The organism is Gilvimarinus agarilyticus (assembly GCF_000832015.1).
Taxonomy (GTDB): Bacteria; Pseudomonadota; Gammaproteobacteria; order Pseudomonadales; family Cellvibrionaceae; genus Gilvimarinus; species Gilvimarinus agarilyticus.
In genome coordinates this window covers 1,518,937-1,536,887 of record NZ_JXCJ01000001.1, presented here as the reverse complement: position 1 = coordinate 1,536,887, position 17,951 = coordinate 1,518,937, and the positions used below count along the sequence as shown (strand labels likewise).

At 51.5% G+C, this 17,951-nt stretch carries 15 protein-coding genes; 6 read left to right on the top strand and 9 right to left on the bottom strand.

Annotated elements, in window-relative coordinates; genetic code table 11:
• Positions 1–50 precede the first annotated feature (50 nt).
• The 6 genes from SD69_RS06645 to SD69_RS06620 all read right to left on the bottom strand — a co-directional run bounded on the left by SD69_RS06645 (position 51) and on the right by SD69_RS06620 (position 7,782).
• Positions 51–1,436: a PIN domain-containing protein gene (locus SD69_RS06645; protein WP_052480949.1), complete on the bottom strand. Its 1,386-nt coding sequence runs from the start codon at positions 1,434–1,436 to the stop codon at positions 51–53.
• 443 nt (positions 1,437–1,879) lie between these two features.
• Positions 1,880–4,570: a bifunctional acetate--CoA ligase family protein/GNAT family N-acetyltransferase gene (locus SD69_RS06640; protein WP_041522585.1), complete on the bottom strand. Its 2,691-nt coding sequence runs from the start codon at positions 4,568–4,570 to the stop codon at positions 1,880–1,882.
• Between the two features lie 137 nt (positions 4,571–4,707).
• Positions 4,708–5,520 carry a PRC-barrel domain-containing protein gene (locus SD69_RS18025; protein WP_052480948.1) on the bottom strand — a complete coding sequence of 271 codons (813 nt, stop codon included), beginning with the start codon at positions 5,518–5,520 and terminating at the stop codon, positions 4,708–4,710.
• A 111-nt stretch (positions 5,521–5,631) separates the two neighbouring features.
• On the bottom strand, positions 5,632–6,228 hold the full coding sequence (locus tag SD69_RS06630) for an outer membrane beta-barrel protein (protein WP_041524524.1): 597 nt from the start codon (positions 6,226–6,228) through the stop codon (positions 5,632–5,634).
• Positions 6,229–6,494: 266 nt separating this feature from the next.
• Positions 6,495–6,920: an OsmC family protein gene (locus SD69_RS06625; RefSeq protein WP_041522584.1), complete on the bottom strand. Its 426-nt coding sequence runs from the start codon at positions 6,918–6,920 to the stop codon at positions 6,495–6,497.
• A gap of 82 nt (positions 6,921–7,002) precedes the next feature.
• Complete coding sequence (locus SD69_RS06620; RefSeq protein WP_041522583.1) at positions 7,003–7,782, bottom strand: EcsC family protein; 780 nt, start codon at positions 7,780–7,782, stop codon at positions 7,003–7,005.
• A 157-nt stretch (positions 7,783–7,939) separates the two neighbouring features.
• On the opposite strand from SD69_RS06620, the gene SD69_RS18020 reads away from it, so the two are divergent.
• Both SD69_RS18020 and SD69_RS06610 read left to right on the top strand, forming a co-directional pair.
• Positions 7,940–8,728, top strand: a complete 789-nt coding sequence (locus SD69_RS18020; protein ID WP_052480947.1) for a GIN domain-containing protein — start codon at positions 7,940–7,942, stop codon at positions 8,726–8,728.
• Between the two features lie 302 nt (positions 8,729–9,030).
• Entirely contained in the window at positions 9,031–9,891 is an 861-nt protein-coding gene (locus SD69_RS06610) for an ion transporter (RefSeq protein WP_052480946.1), read from the top strand.
• A 14-nt stretch (positions 9,892–9,905) separates the two neighbouring features.
• Here the strand turns inward: SD69_RS06610 and SD69_RS06605 are convergent, their stop codons facing one another.
• Complete coding sequence (locus SD69_RS06605; protein WP_198144064.1) at positions 9,906–10,412, bottom strand: DUF2938 domain-containing protein; 507 nt, start codon at positions 10,410–10,412, stop codon at positions 9,906–9,908.
• 63 nt (positions 10,413–10,475) lie between these two features.
• On the opposite strand from SD69_RS06605, the gene SD69_RS06600 reads away from it, so the two are divergent.
• Positions 10,476–10,898: a helix-turn-helix domain-containing protein gene (locus SD69_RS06600; protein ID WP_041522582.1), complete on the top strand. Its 423-nt coding sequence runs from the start codon at positions 10,476–10,478 to the stop codon at positions 10,896–10,898.
• Between the two features lie 17 nt (positions 10,899–10,915).
• On the opposite strand, the gene SD69_RS18015 is transcribed toward SD69_RS06600, so the two are convergent.
• Positions 10,916–11,731, bottom strand: a complete 816-nt coding sequence (locus SD69_RS18015; protein ID WP_157471625.1) for a CPBP family intramembrane glutamic endopeptidase — start codon at positions 11,729–11,731, stop codon at positions 10,916–10,918.
• Positions 11,732–12,157: 426 nt separating this feature from the next.
• On the opposite strand from SD69_RS18015, the gene SD69_RS06590 reads away from it, so the two are divergent.
• The 3 genes from SD69_RS06590 to SD69_RS06580 all read left to right on the top strand — a co-directional run bounded on the left by SD69_RS06590 (position 12,158) and on the right by SD69_RS06580 (position 16,963).
• Positions 12,158–14,230 (top strand): TonB-dependent siderophore receptor, encoded by a 2,073-nt coding sequence (locus tag SD69_RS06590; RefSeq protein ID WP_041522581.1) that lies wholly within the window; start codon positions 12,158–12,160, stop codon positions 14,228–14,230.
• A gap of 96 nt (positions 14,231–14,326) precedes the next feature.
• Positions 14,327–15,586, top strand: coding sequence for a PepSY-associated TM helix domain-containing protein (locus tag SD69_RS06585; RefSeq protein WP_041522580.1), 1,260 nt, complete (start codon positions 14,327–14,329; stop codon positions 15,584–15,586).
• 387 nt (positions 15,587–15,973) lie between these two features.
• Positions 15,974–16,963 (top strand): glycosyltransferase, encoded by a 990-nt coding sequence (locus tag SD69_RS06580; RefSeq protein ID WP_041522579.1) that lies wholly within the window; start codon positions 15,974–15,976, stop codon positions 16,961–16,963.
• Between the two features lie 352 nt (positions 16,964–17,315).
• Here SD69_RS06580 and SD69_RS06575 read toward each other — a convergent pair whose 3' ends face one another.
• Positions 17,316–17,846 carry a cytochrome b gene (locus tag SD69_RS06575; RefSeq protein ID WP_041522578.1) on the bottom strand — a complete coding sequence of 177 codons (531 nt, stop codon included), beginning with the start codon at positions 17,844–17,846 and terminating at the stop codon, positions 17,316–17,318.
• Positions 17,847–17,951: the final 105 nt, after the last annotated feature.

The window sequence follows — 17,951 nt, the reverse complement described above, 5'->3', positions numbered from 1 at the left end:
TGCGGAAATTTTGAAGCGCAGCGGAAAAATTGTCCGACAGCAGCGCCTTGTTACATGCGATGGCCAAGTTGAAAATCTGTATATGGAATAAACCCATACACATATCCCTCTTCTTCACTGTATTCGGCTCTACCAATTATTATCCTCAAATTTCCCTGAACTTCAGGCATTCGTCTACGTATATGGTGTTCAAGTTCAGGAATGGCTTCTTCATTCAGCACCACAAATATGATGGCCACCTCATAAAAGCGCTCTTCATTTAACAAATAGTAAGACCTAAAAATCTTTTCCTGTAGCCGGTGCATGACTGCTCTGGGATTTTGGACCAATCTAACCTCGAAACCATATTTATGCTCATCTCGGTATCCAATGAAGTCTAACCCACCGTCTCTGTGCCTATGATGTTCAAGATGAGAAAAATTATGCGAGAGCCATTCATAAACTGCTCTTTCCGTAGATTCCGACATCTGTCTTAGCATGCGGTGGCGCAACATAGCCTCTTGTCTTTCGTCTGATATTTCTCTTACTTCTTCGATAGCCTCCTCTGTTACTTGGGCATTGAGTTGCTCGTTAGCGTAGCTTAGGAACCCTTCCGTATTATAAACATGGAAATTTTCGACTTTTGCTTCTCGATATATTTCGTCTTTTAATTCTGGTCGAACGCCAATAGTTTTAGAACCTCCACTATCAACTTTCCACCACCAATCAGCTTTGTTGTCGTCAGTGATGAATATAATATTCTTCAGGTCATTATTAGCGGCATGAGATATTATTTGTTTCCATATGATCAAGTCTCCATACTTTCTTTTGTAGGTCAGACCTGAGTACGTAAATTCATCGGGATTCTTATCATCTTTAGACGAATCTTTATATCCTGGCGGAATGTTGTTTTTGTATCTATTCTCCCCTTCAGAAAACAACTCATCGATTGATTTTTGATCCTCTGGGGGCGCTCCAATGGAATTCCCAAATAGGCTATCTATTCGGTTTCTGATTTCATCATCAGAATTTACACTTATACTTTTTTCCTCGAGTTTATTTAACTCTTCAAAAAAATCAGATTGAACCTTCTCTATATTGGCCAACAACTGATCAGGGTTGATATGGCTATGTCTCTTTTTAAGCTGCAACCCATCAAATTCGTTTTTCATTCCAGATATTGATTTACTTACTATTCCCCTTACCTCGGAAAAGCGTTTGTGTTGCTCTGCTATAACCTTTAGTCGGTTTCGCTGGAATTCTAAGCCAACATGGTAGGGTATCCAGACACGCTCACCCAGCTTCTCCATAACCTTTAGCAAGGTATCTCTCGTAGATGATTGATAGCGATATAAATTTAAAAGGACATTTGTATCGAATATAAATAGGGAACTCTCCCAAAGGGACTTAAATTCTTCTTTATCTAAATGATAATAGCCTTTGAATATATTCTTCATATTCCCTCAATTTATTCGTGCATGTAACAGCTAATTCATGCGACTAAGTCGCACTTTGTCCCGGCACCCTATCACCGCTAGAAGCTGGCTTAAAGTATGCTCGGAGATGCTTGAAAAATAAGAAAAAATAGACATTTTTTGACAGCTCCTTGTCTGGGGAAAGTGCGACTAATGTTAAGTGAGAGTTTAATTTAATCTTTTTTATTCTACCGTGCAAGCTCTACTAACTTATTGAATTATTTAGAAATATCATTCTTAAACCTTACATCCGCACTCAGGATTCAAGGGTTTCTCTTGAGCTAATCATTCAATACCGACTCTTAGACTCACAGCCAACGACGAAGCGCCGCCTTTGGGGCCCGTGATGCCAGCCGAACGCAGGCTTGTTTTGGATGGAAAACAACCAATGCAATCGTATTTCGATGCCCGTCACCCGTCACCCGTCACCCGTCACCCGTCACCAAAAAATCATAGCGCATCGTCACAACACCTTCCTCGCGCTGATACTTAACGCTAAAACCCAACGCTCTGGCAAGCCCGGCCATGCCGCGATTTTGCGGCATGGTCTCGCCGGTCAAGTAACTCAAGCCCCGCTGACGGCTGTATTCAATTAATTTACTCAGTAGGCGCTTACCGAGGCCCTGGCCTTTCATATCGCCGCGCACGATAACGGCGAACTCGCCTTCTATATTTTCCGGGTCCATCAGAACCCGGGCCACCCCCAGAGTTTCCCAATCGCCGTTGTCTTTTTGAGCGCTAGCAATAAACGCCATTTCGCGGTCGTAATCGATTTGCGTTTGCCGGGCCAGTTGCTCGTGGCCTAATTTGGGCAGCTCGGCAAAATAACGATTGTAGCGGTCGAGCCCGGTGAGCTGTAAATCAAATTCTCGGTGAGTATTTTCATCCTCTGGCCGAATGGGGCGCAACAAAATATCCCGTCCCGATGCCAGAGTGTGGTGCTCCTCTAACTCTTTTGGGTAGGGGCGAATCACAAGGTTGCGGGTTTGTGGGTCACCGAGCGTAACATTAATATCCAGCACGGTAAGCTCGGGGCCGGCGGCTAGTACCGGGTTGATATCCAGTTCGATAATCGCTGGGTTATCGATAATAATTTGATTAATTTTGGTGAGTAGTACCGCCAACGCCTGACGATCGAGCGGCTGCTGTAATTGTCGGTCGCGCAGCTTACCTTCTGCCAAGGCCTGAATCACCAGGTAACGTGCCAGCGCCATATTTAACGGCGGCAAACCGACCACCGAGTGGCGCTCGGTGTCCAGCTCGCTGCCGCCCTCACCCAGCAAAATAACCGGACCAAACACCGGATCGTTTTTAACCGCAATGCGTAATTCATGGGCGCCGGCCCGACGCGCCATGTTCTGTAAGGTAAAACCTTCTATAACAGCATTGGGGTAAGTTTCGCGGGCTCGGGCAAGCATATTGCCGGCGGTTAAGGTCACTTCATCGGGCGAGTGTAGGTTGAGCACCACGCCGCCTACATCCGATTTATGAGGAATATCCCGCGACACTATTTTTAACGCAACAGGATAACCCAGTTTATCCGCCTGGCTGGCCGCCTCTGTGGCGTCGCTCGCCGTCAAAGTCGCCAGAGTGTGAATACCGTAGGCGGCTAAAAGCTCGGTGGATTGGTGGGTGTCGAGGTAATGTAGCCCCTGCTGCTGTGCACTTTCTAGCAATTGTCGCGCGGCCAGATAATCGTCCGGCACGCCTGCGGGTATCGACTCGGGAGTTTCCATTAAAAGTTTTTGGTTGCGACGGTACTGCACCATATGCATAAAGGCGCCCACGGCGCCCTCGGGTGTGCGAAACGAGGCAATACCCGCTTTAGAGAATCGCTCGCGCGCCACCAAAGAGGCGTTTTCGCCCGTCCAGGCCACTAGCAAGTTAGGTACCCGACCGCTGCGACGCTTAACGGTTTGAATGATTTTTGCCGCATAGGTGTCGCCATTCACCAGCGCCGAGGGGCTGTGCAACACCAGTAAGTTATCCACTTCCGGCGCGTCCAATAACACCTCTAGCGCGTTTTGATACAGCTCGGGGGACGCGTCGCCCAGCAAGTTAACCGGGTTATTGGCATGGCCACCCAACGGCACCAGCGCACGCAGCTTATCTTGGGTCTGTTCCGAGAGCGCTTCGAGTCGGCCGCCGTTGTTAACCAGCGTATCGACCGCCATAAGGCTGGCGCCGACACCGTTGGCTAAAATAGCCAACCGCTCACCTTTTATCGGCTTGCCGTGGGCGAGCGTCTCTACCGCCGCAAACAATTCGCGCAGCTCACCTACGCGCAACATCCCGGCGCGGCGAAACGCGGCATCGTAAACGCCATCGGCGCCAATATCGGCGCGGCGGGCGTCGGTGGCGGTTTCAATACTCTCCAGAGCGTGGCCGGTTTTAATGACCAAAATAGGCTTATTTTTTGAGGCGGCGCGGGCGGCCGACATAAACAGCCGCCCCTGCCGGATCGACTCGACGTACATTAAGATGGCCGAGGTTTTGCCATCTTGCCCCAAAAAATCCAGCAGCTCGGCGTAATTGATATCGGCCGCATCACCCAGAGCAATAAAATGCGAGAAACCAATCTGGCGCCGCTCGGCCCAATCGAGAATGGTGGTACACACCGATGACGACTGCGAAACAAAGGCGATTTTACCGGGCAATGCACCTATATGAGCGTAACTGGCATTAAGGCCGATCGCGGGCACAATCAACCCCAGGCTATTGGGGCCTAAAATGCGCATCTGCCAGTGACGCGCGTTATCGAGCATGTGTTGCTGCAAGCTAACTCCGTCCGCCTGTGACACATGCAACCCGGCCGCAATCACAATGGCATTGCGGCAGCCTTTTTCGCCCAGCTCGTTAATAACCGCCGGCACGCGATCGGCCCGGGTACAAATAATGGCCAAATCGGGAACGGCGGGTAACTGCGCAACCGAGGAATAGGCCAATACGCCACTAACCGACTGGTATTTGGGGTTGACCGGCATAATAGGACCAGCAAACTCGGCGCGTAACAAATTACGCATTACCGCATTTCCCGGTCGATTGGGCCGGTTAGAGGCGCCGATAACGGCAACAGATTTGGGGCACAGCAACTGCTGAATATGGTTTTGACTCATGACTCAATAGTAGCGTAAGGCACTGCCTTAGTCATGAGGTTGCCACAAAAAAGCGGTCGATTAGAGACCGCTTTAGCACAGTGCGTGGATACAGCCTAAGACACATCCAACCTATTGTTAACGGGTGTCGTAAGTGACTAGTGACCGCTGGAGCTCAACTTATCGCCTTCCTTATATTCGGGAAGGTTATCAATTGCGTCTTTATCCATGGGCGTATTCCAAACTACTTTGTTACCCGTCACCTGCAGATTGTCGGCATCAACCAATACCTCTTTATCACCAATACCCAGTAGCCCGCCGACGCTGACAACAACCTCGGTCACCCGGCCGTTCTCGGTAATGACTTTTTCAACCTCACCAATATCATCCCCGTTACGGTTCACCACATCTAAGCCGTCTAACTGGTCAGGCTGAAGTTGCTTTGCTTCGCTTATGGTGACACTCTCACCGGCCTGAAACCCTCGTGGGGCGTCATCACTGCCCTGCATCGAGTTATCGTTGGTGGTGCGCATCTCACCGGCGGATGCCTGCATCTCGGTTTCGGTTTTCATTTGTCGTTGTTGCGCACTGTTTTTCATGTCCGCAATGTGCTGATCAAGCATTGTGCTTAACAACTGTTCATACTCTGGCGGGTTTAGCCCACCACTGGCATTGGCGTCATAGCGACTGACCACCTGCTCGTCAGTCCAGCCATTTTTATCCAGCTGTTGCTGATAGTAGCTGGCCAGCTCTTCGGCACTCAACTCACCACTGCCGTCGGCATCGACTTGATCAAAGGTGGGGGCGCGCAACACTTGACTGGTACGTACCTCTTCATCCACCACTGTGGGCCCGTCATCGGCCAACACCTGAGGTGCGGTAGCCAGTAAACATGACAACACTACCGCGAGCGGCGTATGCGTCATACCCTGAAAGGCGTGTTTATCACTAAACTTCATTTGGATACTCATTGTCTTGTCCTCATAGTATTTAACTAAGCTCTGTACAACGAGCTGGTATCCCCCTAACGCTTACTAGGTGCGGTTGCCCGCACCTTAATATGGTCGCCTTGTCCGGCGCTGTTAGAACGTAAACTGTAAGTTGGCACTGGCGTAATCGACATCCATATTCACATCACGGCTTTGCAACACGTCAATTTCATCGCGTGACACTTCAAAGTTAAAGCGCTCGTACTCAAGCTTTAAATCTAAATGCTCTGTTAATTGAAACTTGGTGCCCACGCCCCAAAAGGTTTCATCACCGTCAAAGCTATTGCTTGCTTCAGTTACTTCAAGATCCAGAGTGGCGTCGGCATCCCACCACATTTGGCCACCTTTGGCGTACACAGAAAACATCTGAGTGATAGGCGCCTCAAGAATAAGACCGAGAGTAACCCCCTCTGCATCAAACTCAGCCTGACCGTTGCGCGCCTCATCAAAATCGATATAGGCCGTTTCCAGACCGATATACTCGTTGAGCTTAACCAAGGCAAACGCTTTTTTGGCGGCCTCATCCTCATCAAAATCTTCGTCTTTAAGGGCCGTTACACCGTAACCACCCCCAATTGAAAACTCAGGCTGTAAACGCCAGCCATTTTCACCATCCGATTGCGCCAGCGAGCCGACCGCCGCGGTAGAACAAACACAAAACAGAACTGCTGATGAAATACTTTTAACCATGATGTTTCTCCAATTAATAACGTTGCCATAATCAATGGTACAAGGGCTATCGCAACGGCCGTGCCAAAATTTGGCATCAGCTAAAATAAGCAACTGGGTCACAATTCTTGCGGCAACTCCGAGCAATTATTTTAACCAGATCACAGAGTTTTTCTGAGTGTGATAAAGCAGCGAATTGAACCGGTAAAAATTACAAAGATTGCGTGATCTTTACACATAAAAAAACCGCCAGAATGGCGGTTTTTGTTGGACTAAAAACGAAACAACTAAGACACTAACTCTGTCGTCATCACGATTTTAGCGTTGATCACTTTCGATAAGGGGCAACCTTCTTTGGCTGCATTGGCGGCTTTTTCAAAAGCCGCTTTATCCGCATCCGGGATATTAGCTTTAACCTCAAGTTGGATTTCTGGAATGGCAAACCCCTCGCCGTCTTTCTCCAACAGGACGGTTGCTTTCGTGTCGATACTCTTGGCGACAAGGCCCGCTTCAGCGAGCTGCCCGGACAGCGCCATTGAGAAACATCCGGCGTGAGCGGCACCCAGGAGCTCCTCTGGATTAGAGCCGGGCTTATCTTCAAAGCGTGTGTTAAAGCCGTAGGGTTGATCCTTAAGGGCGCCGCTTTCGGTAGAGATGTGTCCATTACCGTCTTTTAAGCCGCCCTGCCAATGTGCTGTTGCATACTTTTGCATAAGTTACTCCTTACTGCGTTAAACCGATTGAGTGAATATCACTACTTGGTACGAAGCACAGAGCTTGCCAGTGTGTAAAACGCTATTGCAACGCAATAAGCGCGTAGCGGCGCTGCACCTCGGTTGCGCCATAAAGGCGTTCTAACCGGCGGACGACAAAATGACCGCTGGCCATTTTTTGAAAGTGGTCCATAAACAAGGTATTAACGGTCGCGCCGCCTACCGCGCCAATCACAGGCACCGATTGGGCGGCCACTTTCTCGGATACCGGAATACTAAAACGTGCGGCTACTTGCGCAATAAAGCGCACCATCGACGGCGCACCCTGTTGCGCCATGCCATGGCGCGATACATGAGCTAGCGCATCGGACATCGCTTTAGCCATAGCGGCACGCACACCAAGATACCCGGTTTCAGCGCCATCGTCCGAAGCGCTGGGCCCACCCAGGGCAAATACAGCTAAACAGGCGAGTTGCGCCTCGCGCTCGGTTAGCACCTCTCCCTCGCTGCGGGCAATATCGGCAATGGCGCGCAGCATTACTGTGGTAGACACCGGCAACTCGAGCACCAGTGCGGGCAAACCAAAGGCGCCACCTAAACCGCCGCTGGCGGCCACCGTGAACTTGTGCCAACGCTTAGACGGTGGCTTTAACTCATCACTCATCCCTGTAAGGGCGGCTCTCATAGCAGCCTCTAGGGCCTTACGGGTGGCCGTTGTTACCAGTTCACTCGCGCCCTTGGGGAGCAAATCAATGGCCTTTTCGATGGGCGTGCCCAAGGCATTGGAAAGTCGCGCAGCGATACCGGGGCTTTCAAGCAAGCGTTTGGCTTGCGTCAATTGTTGCAGGTGGTCTGGGTGCATCGTTAAACCTAAATAGAAGCGAGTAGTACCCGCTACGCTACAACCCGGCACCTCATTTGTAAATTGTCACGCCGCTGCATCTATTTTTACCCTAGCGGCGTCTTATCCTCAGTGCTTCATAAATCTCAGCTCGAGCCCAACACACAAGGATTACACTATGAGCCGCTTCTTTACTTACCCTTCTCAATTGGCCGTCGCAGCACTTTTGTTAGTTTGCACATTACACACTAGCGCGTCAGAGGCACCGAACACCCGACTATCGCTGGCTGGCATCAACCATTTAAATTTTAGTGGCGATGTGAAGGTCACCCTAACGCAATCCGATGAAAACAGCGCTCACGTTTTTATCGACAAGGGTAAGTTAGAGAATGTTGATATAGAGCAAGAGGGGGATAGTTTATGGATTGGTAATAGTGGCCGGGGGTTTTGGTCATGGTTTAAAGCCGATAAGAGCAGCGAAGTTCGCATCAATATAAAAATCTCAAGCCTTAAGGGTATCGACGCCAGCGGCAGCGTTGACATTACCGCACACAACATGAGTACCGACCAATTAACCATCGATTTAAGTGGCGCCAGCCAGCTTACGGCACATGTCGTAGAAGCACAGCACGTCAGCCTGGATTTATCCGGCGCCTCGACGCTTACCCTGGCCGAGATAAAATCTCATGCGTTATCTGCCGATGTTTCTGGCGCCTCAAGGGTACACATTACCGATGGCGGTAACCTCGCCACTCAAACACTGGACGTTTCGGGCGCAAGCCACTTTAACAGCGCGGCGGTTATGGCCAAAATCGTTAAAGCTGATGTATCGGGCGCATCACATAGTAAAGTGACAGCCAGCCAAGAGCTGTCGGCCAACGTCAGTGGCGCCTCGTCGCTTGCGTATAACGGTGACCCGAAACTTCAGGTGAACACCTCTGGGGCAAGCAGTATCAACAAACTCTGAGCGGCATAAACTCTGATTAGGTGCCATTTACGAGAATTATCACCGCCGCCTTATCGTATACGGAGCCGATAGCCAAGTAGTAACGCTACTTTCGCGTTAACTTTAGGGTTAGCTTTAGTCGAGCGCCATAATGTGACTTATAGCGTAAAACGCAGCCAGAATGTTCATTCAGCTAACGAGTGTTATTTTAAGCACTTAAAGACAGAGGGGATTTGTATTTCAATCGATTGGCAATCGGGCCATAATTCGGTTTAATCTGCACAGGCACACATAGTAAAGCCCGACGGCAAAAGGAAGCGCGCATGTCATCGCCAGAAGCCAGCACCAAGCCTACGCAGGACGAAACTCTGCGCCAAAAACTCAACCGCATTATTTTTGGCTGGGATACGCCGGCTGGGCAGCGCTTTGATATTTTACTTATCTGGGCAATTTGCATCAGTGTTTTAGTGCTAATGCTCGAGTCGGTCGACTGGATTGCCATTAATTATCGCCCTCTGCTAAGGGCGACCGAGTGGACGTTTACCTTACTGTTTACCGCCGAGTACTTAGTGCGCCTGTACTGCAGCGAAAACCGCTGGCGGTACGTGAAAAGCTTTTACGGCATTGTCGATTTGCTATCAATCTTACCCTCTTACCTTGCGTTTTTTATTCCTGGCGCCAACAATTTGCTTATCATCCGTATGCTGCGGGTACTGCGGATATTTCGGATACTCAAACTGGTGCGCTACCTCGGCGAAGCCAACTTACTGGCGCGTACCATGATGTTAGCAAGGCGAAAAATCTTAGTATTTTTTGGCTCGGTGCTAATTCTATCTACCGTATTTGGCTCGTTAATGTATATGGTCGAGGGGGCCGAGAATGGTTTTACCAGCATTCCTAAAAGTATTTACTGGACCATTGTGACCATCACCACGGTCGGCTACGGCGACATCGTACCGCACACAGTATTGGGGCAAATCATCTCGGCGCTGGCCATGTTAACGGGCTACTCAATAATCGCCGTACCCACCGGTATTCTTACCGCCGAGCTCGCCCAGGAGATGCAGCGCGAGCGCGTCTCCCGCAACTGCCCCAAATGCACCCGCGCCGGGCACGAGGCTGACGCGATACACTGTAAACACTGCGGCGAACAACTACCCGCGAGCGCGCCGCCATCCAAATGAATCTTTTAAGGTTTTTAACCGGCCACAGAGTACAGCAACGCGGTAATATATAGCCCCACGCCAAATAAAACATGAGTAAGCAAGCTTTTTAAGCCGGCGCGAAGCGGGTGTGGCGTAAGCCGCGAAGCGACCCCCGCCCCCAAGCAGGGTTGCAAAATAAAATAGGGAAATACGACCGTTACTGCGCCAAAAAATAACGCGGGCACCAGCGTGGGACGAGCTAACCACACGGGGCCGGCTACCAGTAGCAGCACTGCCGCAAAAACAACGCCTATTGCGTAATGTAGCCCCCACCCGGTCAACAACTCGCCCTTGACCGGCGCGCTCTGCTTAATATTGTTATGGACAAGTACGCCAGTGCGCAAATGGCCAAGCCAGCGCCCGAGGTAACGAAAATCCAATGAGGCCACGCCCCAACAGCGGCGTAACAATAAAGCCCATACATCAATAAGAGCGGTGGCCCCAACTCCTATACATAGCGCAGCCCAAGTAAACCCCACAGTAAACATCTCTTGATTCATAATCACCTCCAGCTCGTCGTTTTGGTTAGAATACGACTTGAAGTTCACTTGAGGTCAAGACCCATGAGCGATTTGGACATTGCAAGGGTAGCATCGCAATCGGGCTTGCCCGCATCGACTTTGCGCTACTATGAAAGCCTGGGGTTGATTCACCCGGTGGGGCGCCATGGCTTGCGCCGCCAGTATCACCCGAGCGTGCTGCAAACTCTCGGGCTTATTACCCTGGGGCGCGCGGCGGGACTTAACCTGGCAGAGATAAAATTGATGTTTGCCGCCGACGGCCAACCGCAAATTGATCGTGAACGGCTAAACCACAAAGCCGATGAGCTGGACGAAACCATCCTCCGGTTAAGCGCAGTGCGCGATGGCTTGCGCAGCGTCGCTCGCTGCGAGGCCCCCAGCCATCTGGAATGCCCAAGCTTTTTGCGCCTGATAACGGCGGCGACTTACCAGCATAAACGCAAAAGCCAGCCGCGGCGGCCTTAAGAGTCAAACAACGCGATTCAACCACCCGCTGGCAGCTTTGGGATGCCTTTGGCAAAGCCGTATTTGCGGTACAAGGCCCACAACACCCACGTCATAACGGCAGCTATAAGCCCCCAACTCCATTCATCGCGAAACGCGTTAAGCGTGTATACATAATCAAGCCCCAGGCGTGCCAAATCGGCGGTATCCCACAACCAACAAACAAGATTATTAGCCGCATGACAAACAATCGGCACCCATAAACTGCCAGACTTTAGGTAAATAAAGCACATGATCGCGCCAAACACAGCCGCACCAAGCGGATCGGTATGCAGCGCGCCAAAAATAATTGACGACCAAAATACAGCCCAAAGAACGCCGTACTTATAGGCCCAGCGGTGCAGCAAAACCCCGCGGAATATAAACTCTTCCACCAATGGCGGAATCACAACCAAAAACAATACATTAAGCACGTTGGGCACAAGCGGGAAGTCGCCCTCTGGGGTGAAGTAGATAAGCCAGGGCAGCTCGATCACCCAGTACTGCACAAACTCGGGCAACAGGTACGACAACGGAATAAAAACACCATAAAACGCTGCGGTAGAAAAGATAAAGCTCAGCGCCGTTAGCAGCAACGAAGGGCGCCAACTGCGCTTGGTCGGGCGGGCAAACATCGTTTTGCATTGTGTCTGACCGCGCAACCACTGAATAACGATAACCAGACAAAGCAGGCCGTAAAAACAGGCGTAATAGCTTAGGTCGTACCAATACCAAGGCACGTCGTAAACGTGAAGCCAGCCGGCGAGCAGGTTATAACCAGGCACAAACACAAACGACAACAACCACGCTGCCACAAGGTAACGGGCTTTAAAGTCAAACCGAGGGATGGCTTGGGTTAATCCGGAACTTGTTATTGTGCTGCTCTCCAGTTCTTGCCGTAGGTGCTTAAAAGACTACCCCGTACAGCTCATACCAATAATACAGTGCGCTTAAGCTGAGTAAGATCAGACACCCCGTTGTGGGGCTGCCAAATCACGTTATTTACAAACGCTTGCACTGGCCAAAACCCAGACATTAGCCGGTAGCCCAACGGCTGTCGATTACAGGCGATTACTGGGTAACACCGCAGCCCGGACAAGCACTGCGCATTGAGACCAGAACCTACTGACACCAAAACACGAATGAGAACGATTGATGTTTAGTTTTTTTATTGATATTATCGCCCGCATGAAACCGGTCTCAGACCCACCCTACAACCCTATCCCTCCAAAGAGGTTTCAATGCAGCTTCAGCGATTGTCACTGGCCGCCTTATTGGCCGCCAGCGCCGCCCAACCCGTTTTTGCCCAAACCAATGACGAGCCTGTACCGATCGAAGTTGTTAACGTTTACGGCGAGCCAGAAAAATCGTCCACCGCCACTAAGCTGGATCTCTCAGTCTACGAGACACCGCAAACCGTTACGGTGATATCGCGCACGCAAATCGACGACTTTGCCCTCGATAATATCAACGACCTGCTGCGCTACACGCCCGGGGTAACCGTCGAAAGCGTGGAGACAGATCGCACGTACTTCACCGCGCGCGGCTTTGATATCGTCAACTTTCAGTACGATGGTGTAGGCGTGCCTTTTTCGGCGGGCCTTTCTCAGGGGCATCAGGATACCGCCGTGTTTGAGCAAGTCGAGGTGGTTAAAGGCGCCGCTGGTTTAATTACCGGCCTTGCCAACCCATCGGCCACTATTAACTACATTCGCAAACGGCCCACCGCCGAGCTAAGTGGCTACGTTTCTCTGCAGGCCGGCCCCGAAAGCAGTTACCGCCTGGAGGCAGATGTTTCCGGGTCGATTACCGATCGGGTTCGGGCACGAGTGGTGATGGCCAAAGACGATAGCGAGTCTTACCTTGACCGGAATGAAAATGACAACAGCGTATTTTACGGTGTCATCGAAGGGGATATTACCGACACCACTTTGCTCACTCTGGGTTACAGCCAAAACCAAAACGATATTCGCGGCAGTTTATCGGGTGCTTTACCTATGCACTACACCGACGGCAGCGCCACCGATTACGACGTGGATACCAGCACAGCGCCGGACTGGGCATTTCGCGATATTGAGCGCCGCCAAACATTTGTCGAGTTACGCCAGCAACTGGGCACTAATTGGAGCTTTAACGCGCACTACACACAAAACGACATCGAGCAAGATTCAGAGTTATTTTACGTCTACGGAACCCCCGAGCGCGAAACCGAGATCGGTTTATTGGGTTTCGCCAGCGGTTACCGGGCGGATGAAAAACAAAAAGTGTTGGATGTGTTTATCAACGGCACCTTCCCCCTGCTTGGACAAGAGCATGACCTGGTGTTTGGTTACAACAAAGCCGATATCGATTTGGTGGGGCAGTCACTCTACGATCATGTAAACGGCTACCCGGTACTCGGCAGTGATTGGGCCGAGGGCAATACTCCGCGCCCCGATTTGCAGGTGTACGACACCTTTACCGACGGCAGTCAGGACAACCAAGAGCATGAGTCACTGTACTTTGCCACACGCCTCAACCTGCTCGATTCGCTTTCTGTGCTGTTGGGCGCGCGGCAAATGGAAGTCACCCAAGGCGGTTACAGTTACGGTGTGAACGCCGATACGTACGCCGATGAGACCGTGCCCTACTACGGCTTTACCTGGGCATTTTTGGATAACGTTTCGCTTTATGCCAGCTACAGTGAAGTGTTTACTCCGCAGTCATTCGTTACGCCGGAATTTCAGCCATTGGGAGTGGCCCAGGGCGACAACTCAGAGGTCGGGCTTAAGGTACAACTTAACGACGGCCAGGCCACCGGTACACTGGCTTTTTTTCAGTCGGAGCAAAGCAACCTTGGTGAATACGTAGGCCGCGTGGATGGCGTCAATACTTATCTGGGCAAAACCTACGACAGCGAAGGCGCCGAGCTGGAGCTAAGCGGTGCGGTAACCGACAACCTTAATATGAGCTTTGGCTACACCTGGGTAGACATCACCGACACAACCGGCGCCGAAGTACGCACTTACGTACCACGCAACTTAGTAAAGTTGGCGGCGGCGTACAATGTACCTATGCTGCCCAAACTGGTCGTTGGCGCCAGCGTAAACTGGCAAGATACGGTCTCAACGACCTCGGATGCCGGCGTGCCGGTTAGCCAAAGCAGTTACGCATTGCTGGATGTATTTGCCCGCTACAAACTCACCGACGATGTAGCTCTGGCACTTAACGTCAGCAACCTCACCGACGAGAAATACTGGAACAGCTTATATTGGACGCAAGCTTACTATGGCGCTCCGCTGCAGGCATCTGCCTCGGTAACCTGGAGCTTTTAAAGCCAGCCAACAGTACACCCCCGCCATTAAGAGCGGGGGTTTTGTTTTATAATACGGCGCTATCATATTGCGCCTTTTTTTACCGGGATTAGTACTATGCGCTCTTTAATGCTTCACCTGCACCGTTATATGGGGCTAACCATTGCCGCTTTTCTTGTGGTGACGGGGCTGACCGGCGCCATCATCTCCTGGGATCACGAGTTGGATGAGTGGTTAAACCCTCACCTCAATGAGATTGACACCACCGGTGAACCGCTCTCCGTCTTTACCCTGGCCGAAAAAGTAGAGACCGAATTCCCCAAGGTTGAAGTTACTTACTTTGAGCTGGCCCCGGAACCCGGTCACTCGCAGTATTTTTGGGTGCAACCACGCGTCAACCCCGAGACGGGCCACCTGTACAAATCCGAGTTTAATCAGGTGTACGTTGATCCCGTCAGCGGCGACATCATCGGCAAGCGTGAATGGGGCGCCGTCTGGCCCATTACCCGCGAAACCTTTATGTCGTTTTTGTACAAGCTGCACTTTAGCCTGCACATTCCCGAGTTTTGGGGTATCGACCACTGGGGCATCTGGCTGTTGGGGGTTATCGCACTGATCTGGACGTTCGACTGCTTTATCGGCGCTTACCTTACCCTACCCAAAGGTGGCAGCCGTAAAAAGCGTGAAAATGGCCGCAGTTACCTGAAGCGCTGGTCACCCTCCTGGAAGGTGCGACGCAGCGCCGGGCCGATTCGGTTTAATTTTGATTTACATCGCGCTCTTGGGCTTTGGACCTGGGGCCTGCTGTTTGTTATCGCCTTTACCGCATTCTCGCTCAACCTCTATCGCGAAGTATTCTTCCCGATTATGTCGACGATCTCAGATGTAACGCCGTCGCCGCTGGAAGAGCGCGCCCCTAACGATCACGACAACCCGATCACCCCGACATTGAGCTTTGCCGATGTGTCACAGATCGCCCGCCAAGAGGCCGATGCCATTGGCTGGGATCAGCCGGTCGGTTCTATTTGGTATGCCCGCGATTGGGGAATATACCGGGTTGAATACTTTGCCGGCGGCGATAGCCACGGTACCGGCGGCGTGGGTCACGAAGCCATATTTTTTGACGGCCATACCGGTGAGGTACTGGGCGACTTTGTCCCCTGGGAAGGCACCGCCGCCGACATCTTTGTCCAGGCGCAGTTTCCGGTACATTCCGGGCGCATTCTCGGCTTACCCGGTCGCATCTTAATCTCGATTATGGGTGTTGTTGTAGCCGCGCTTAGTATCACGGGAGTGATCATTTGGTATCGCAAACATAAAGCCAAAGAGCGCCGCATCGCCGAGGCGCGTCAACAAAAACTTGCTAGCGCAACCTAAGTGGTACCGCACAGTCACAACAAATAAAAAAAGGGCCGATCAGCAATACTGATCGGCCTTTTTTAAATGCTTAAGAACCCTACATTAAATTGTCACCGAGCACGACTAACCTTCAATCAATATCTACGCGTTAAAGCGCGTATTTAGTCTTTACGCGCAATTTTTTGGCGCGTTACACCGTTGACCCGCCATATTCAGCTAGGTATCATCCCGAAACTTAAAATAAGGCCACCGCAACTCGTCCACTATACACGTTAATGCTGGCATTAAGCCCCGCTCGCCCAGAGCGATGGTTAATGTAGTGACGTGAATATTGGCCTTATTTTTCGGCTTGCGGCAGTGGCCTTCGAACGAGAAACAAGATTCACCACAAGGACACTGTGCGCCATGATTCACCTGTTTAACGCTTTTCACTCAGCCCATGGCGGCAGCGAACAAGAAACCCTACAGCTGTACCGGCTACTCTCGCAACAGACAACTACCCGGTTATGGGCCGCATCATCCAGGGGCTGCCCGACACTCATAGGTGAAAATAACGCCCGGCGTACTCGACCTATACCTGGCTACCTACCCCGCGGCGGCACTTATATATTTGTGGGCACCCACTGGCGCGGTAAATTATGGCCGCGCTTGGCCGCGCCTCCCGAGCGCCTTATTTATGTGTACAACACAATGCTCCCCAACGTGCTGGAGAACACAGCGAAGGTTCCGCCGGGCTGGCCCAAACCCGAATATGTAATGATCTCAGACTTTCAGCGTCGCTTGCTCGGTGTGCCCGCCGCCATACATCCCTCGCCTATTAACTTGCTGCGTTTCACACCTGCACAAACTCGCGCGGCGGGGCCGCTGCGTATGGGTCGCATGAGCCGTGATACCAGCGACAAACACAATCCACTCGACATAGCGCTTTACCGCGATCTAGCCGACGAGGGGGTAGAGTGGCACCTGCAAGGAGCCGAGTGCATTGCATCAAACATCAGCCACCCGTCGGTACACCTAACCGCAGCCGGCACCCTTGGTGCCGCCGAATTTTTACGCAGCTTAGATATTTTTTACTATCAAACGGATACCGCCGTAGAAACCTTCGGCCGGGTCGTATTTGAAGCGATGGCCTGTGGCCTGCCGGTGGTGTGCCACCGCCACGGTGGCTATTCAGATTGGATCAAACACGGCCACAACGGCTTGCTGTTTGATAATAACGACGAGGCCAAGGCGCTGCTAAAACGTTTAGCCAATGACAGCAACGAACGGCTACGACTGGGTTTAGCGGCGCGCGAAACCGTTGAGAAGATGTACAGCGAAAGCGCGATCAATGAGCGCCTGGAATTTTACCTCGCCCCACCCCGACACACATTGATGAGCCAAACCGGCTCTTAATGGAGGAGCCCCGCGACGTTAATAAGCGCCCTACCATTAACGTCGCGGGATTTACCCGGCGGGTAGCCTGCGGTAACGAGTGTGCTTAGCAGGCTGTTGTAAAACCCCTTGCATGCTCAGCGTGGCCTGAAGCGTGCAACTGCTGTGCATTGTCTCGACGGACAGGGTGGCTCCCTTTGCTAGAGACAAGGCGCGGCAGATGTGCGCTTCAGACCTCGCCCTACGGGGCTTCCAGGCTGGCCCGTACTCGTCGTTGCCACTTTTCGATGGGTGGACACACATTTTCAAAATGGCGCCTAGATTACGAACCAGCCTGAAAGCCTGAGTACGTAAGGGGTTTTTCAACAGCCTGCTAGCCCAACATTCTTGGCAGTACGTCTTGTTTTGTATTTTTTCGGCGGTGCCAAATCACCATGCTCACGTGGCCGACAACGGCCGCCAGCAACACCCAGCCAAGATTACTGTGTAACAAACTGCCGAGATCCGTCATCCAACTGATTTTGCCAGAGTCAAAACCGGTAAACACCACAAGTCCAAACGGTTCAAAAGCCCGCCCAGAGCCATATTGCCGCATTAGCGCCACCGCCGGCACGCCAAGAAACAAAGCGTACAAACCTATATGCCCCAAGCGCGAGGCAAGGCTCAGCTCAGGCGGCCGAGAGCCCAGGCTGCTTAAAGCCCACAACAACCGCAGCAGTGCCAGCACAAAAATTAAAAAGCCCACCGCTTTGTGAGTGCCCCACATAAACTCGTCAAACCCCGTATCTTCCAGAAAAATATGCGCAAACACACTGGTAAACTGCCACAAGATAGCAGCGACCATCGACCAATGAAAAAAGCGGCTTACGCTACCGTAGCGCATTTGATTATCGCGAATTGGCATCAAGTACTCTCCTGCAAGATTTCGGCTAACGCCAATGTTATAGCAGTAGTATAGAAGATTCTTACGACACACTAGATGCCAGACAGCATTATTTACGGAGGTTTA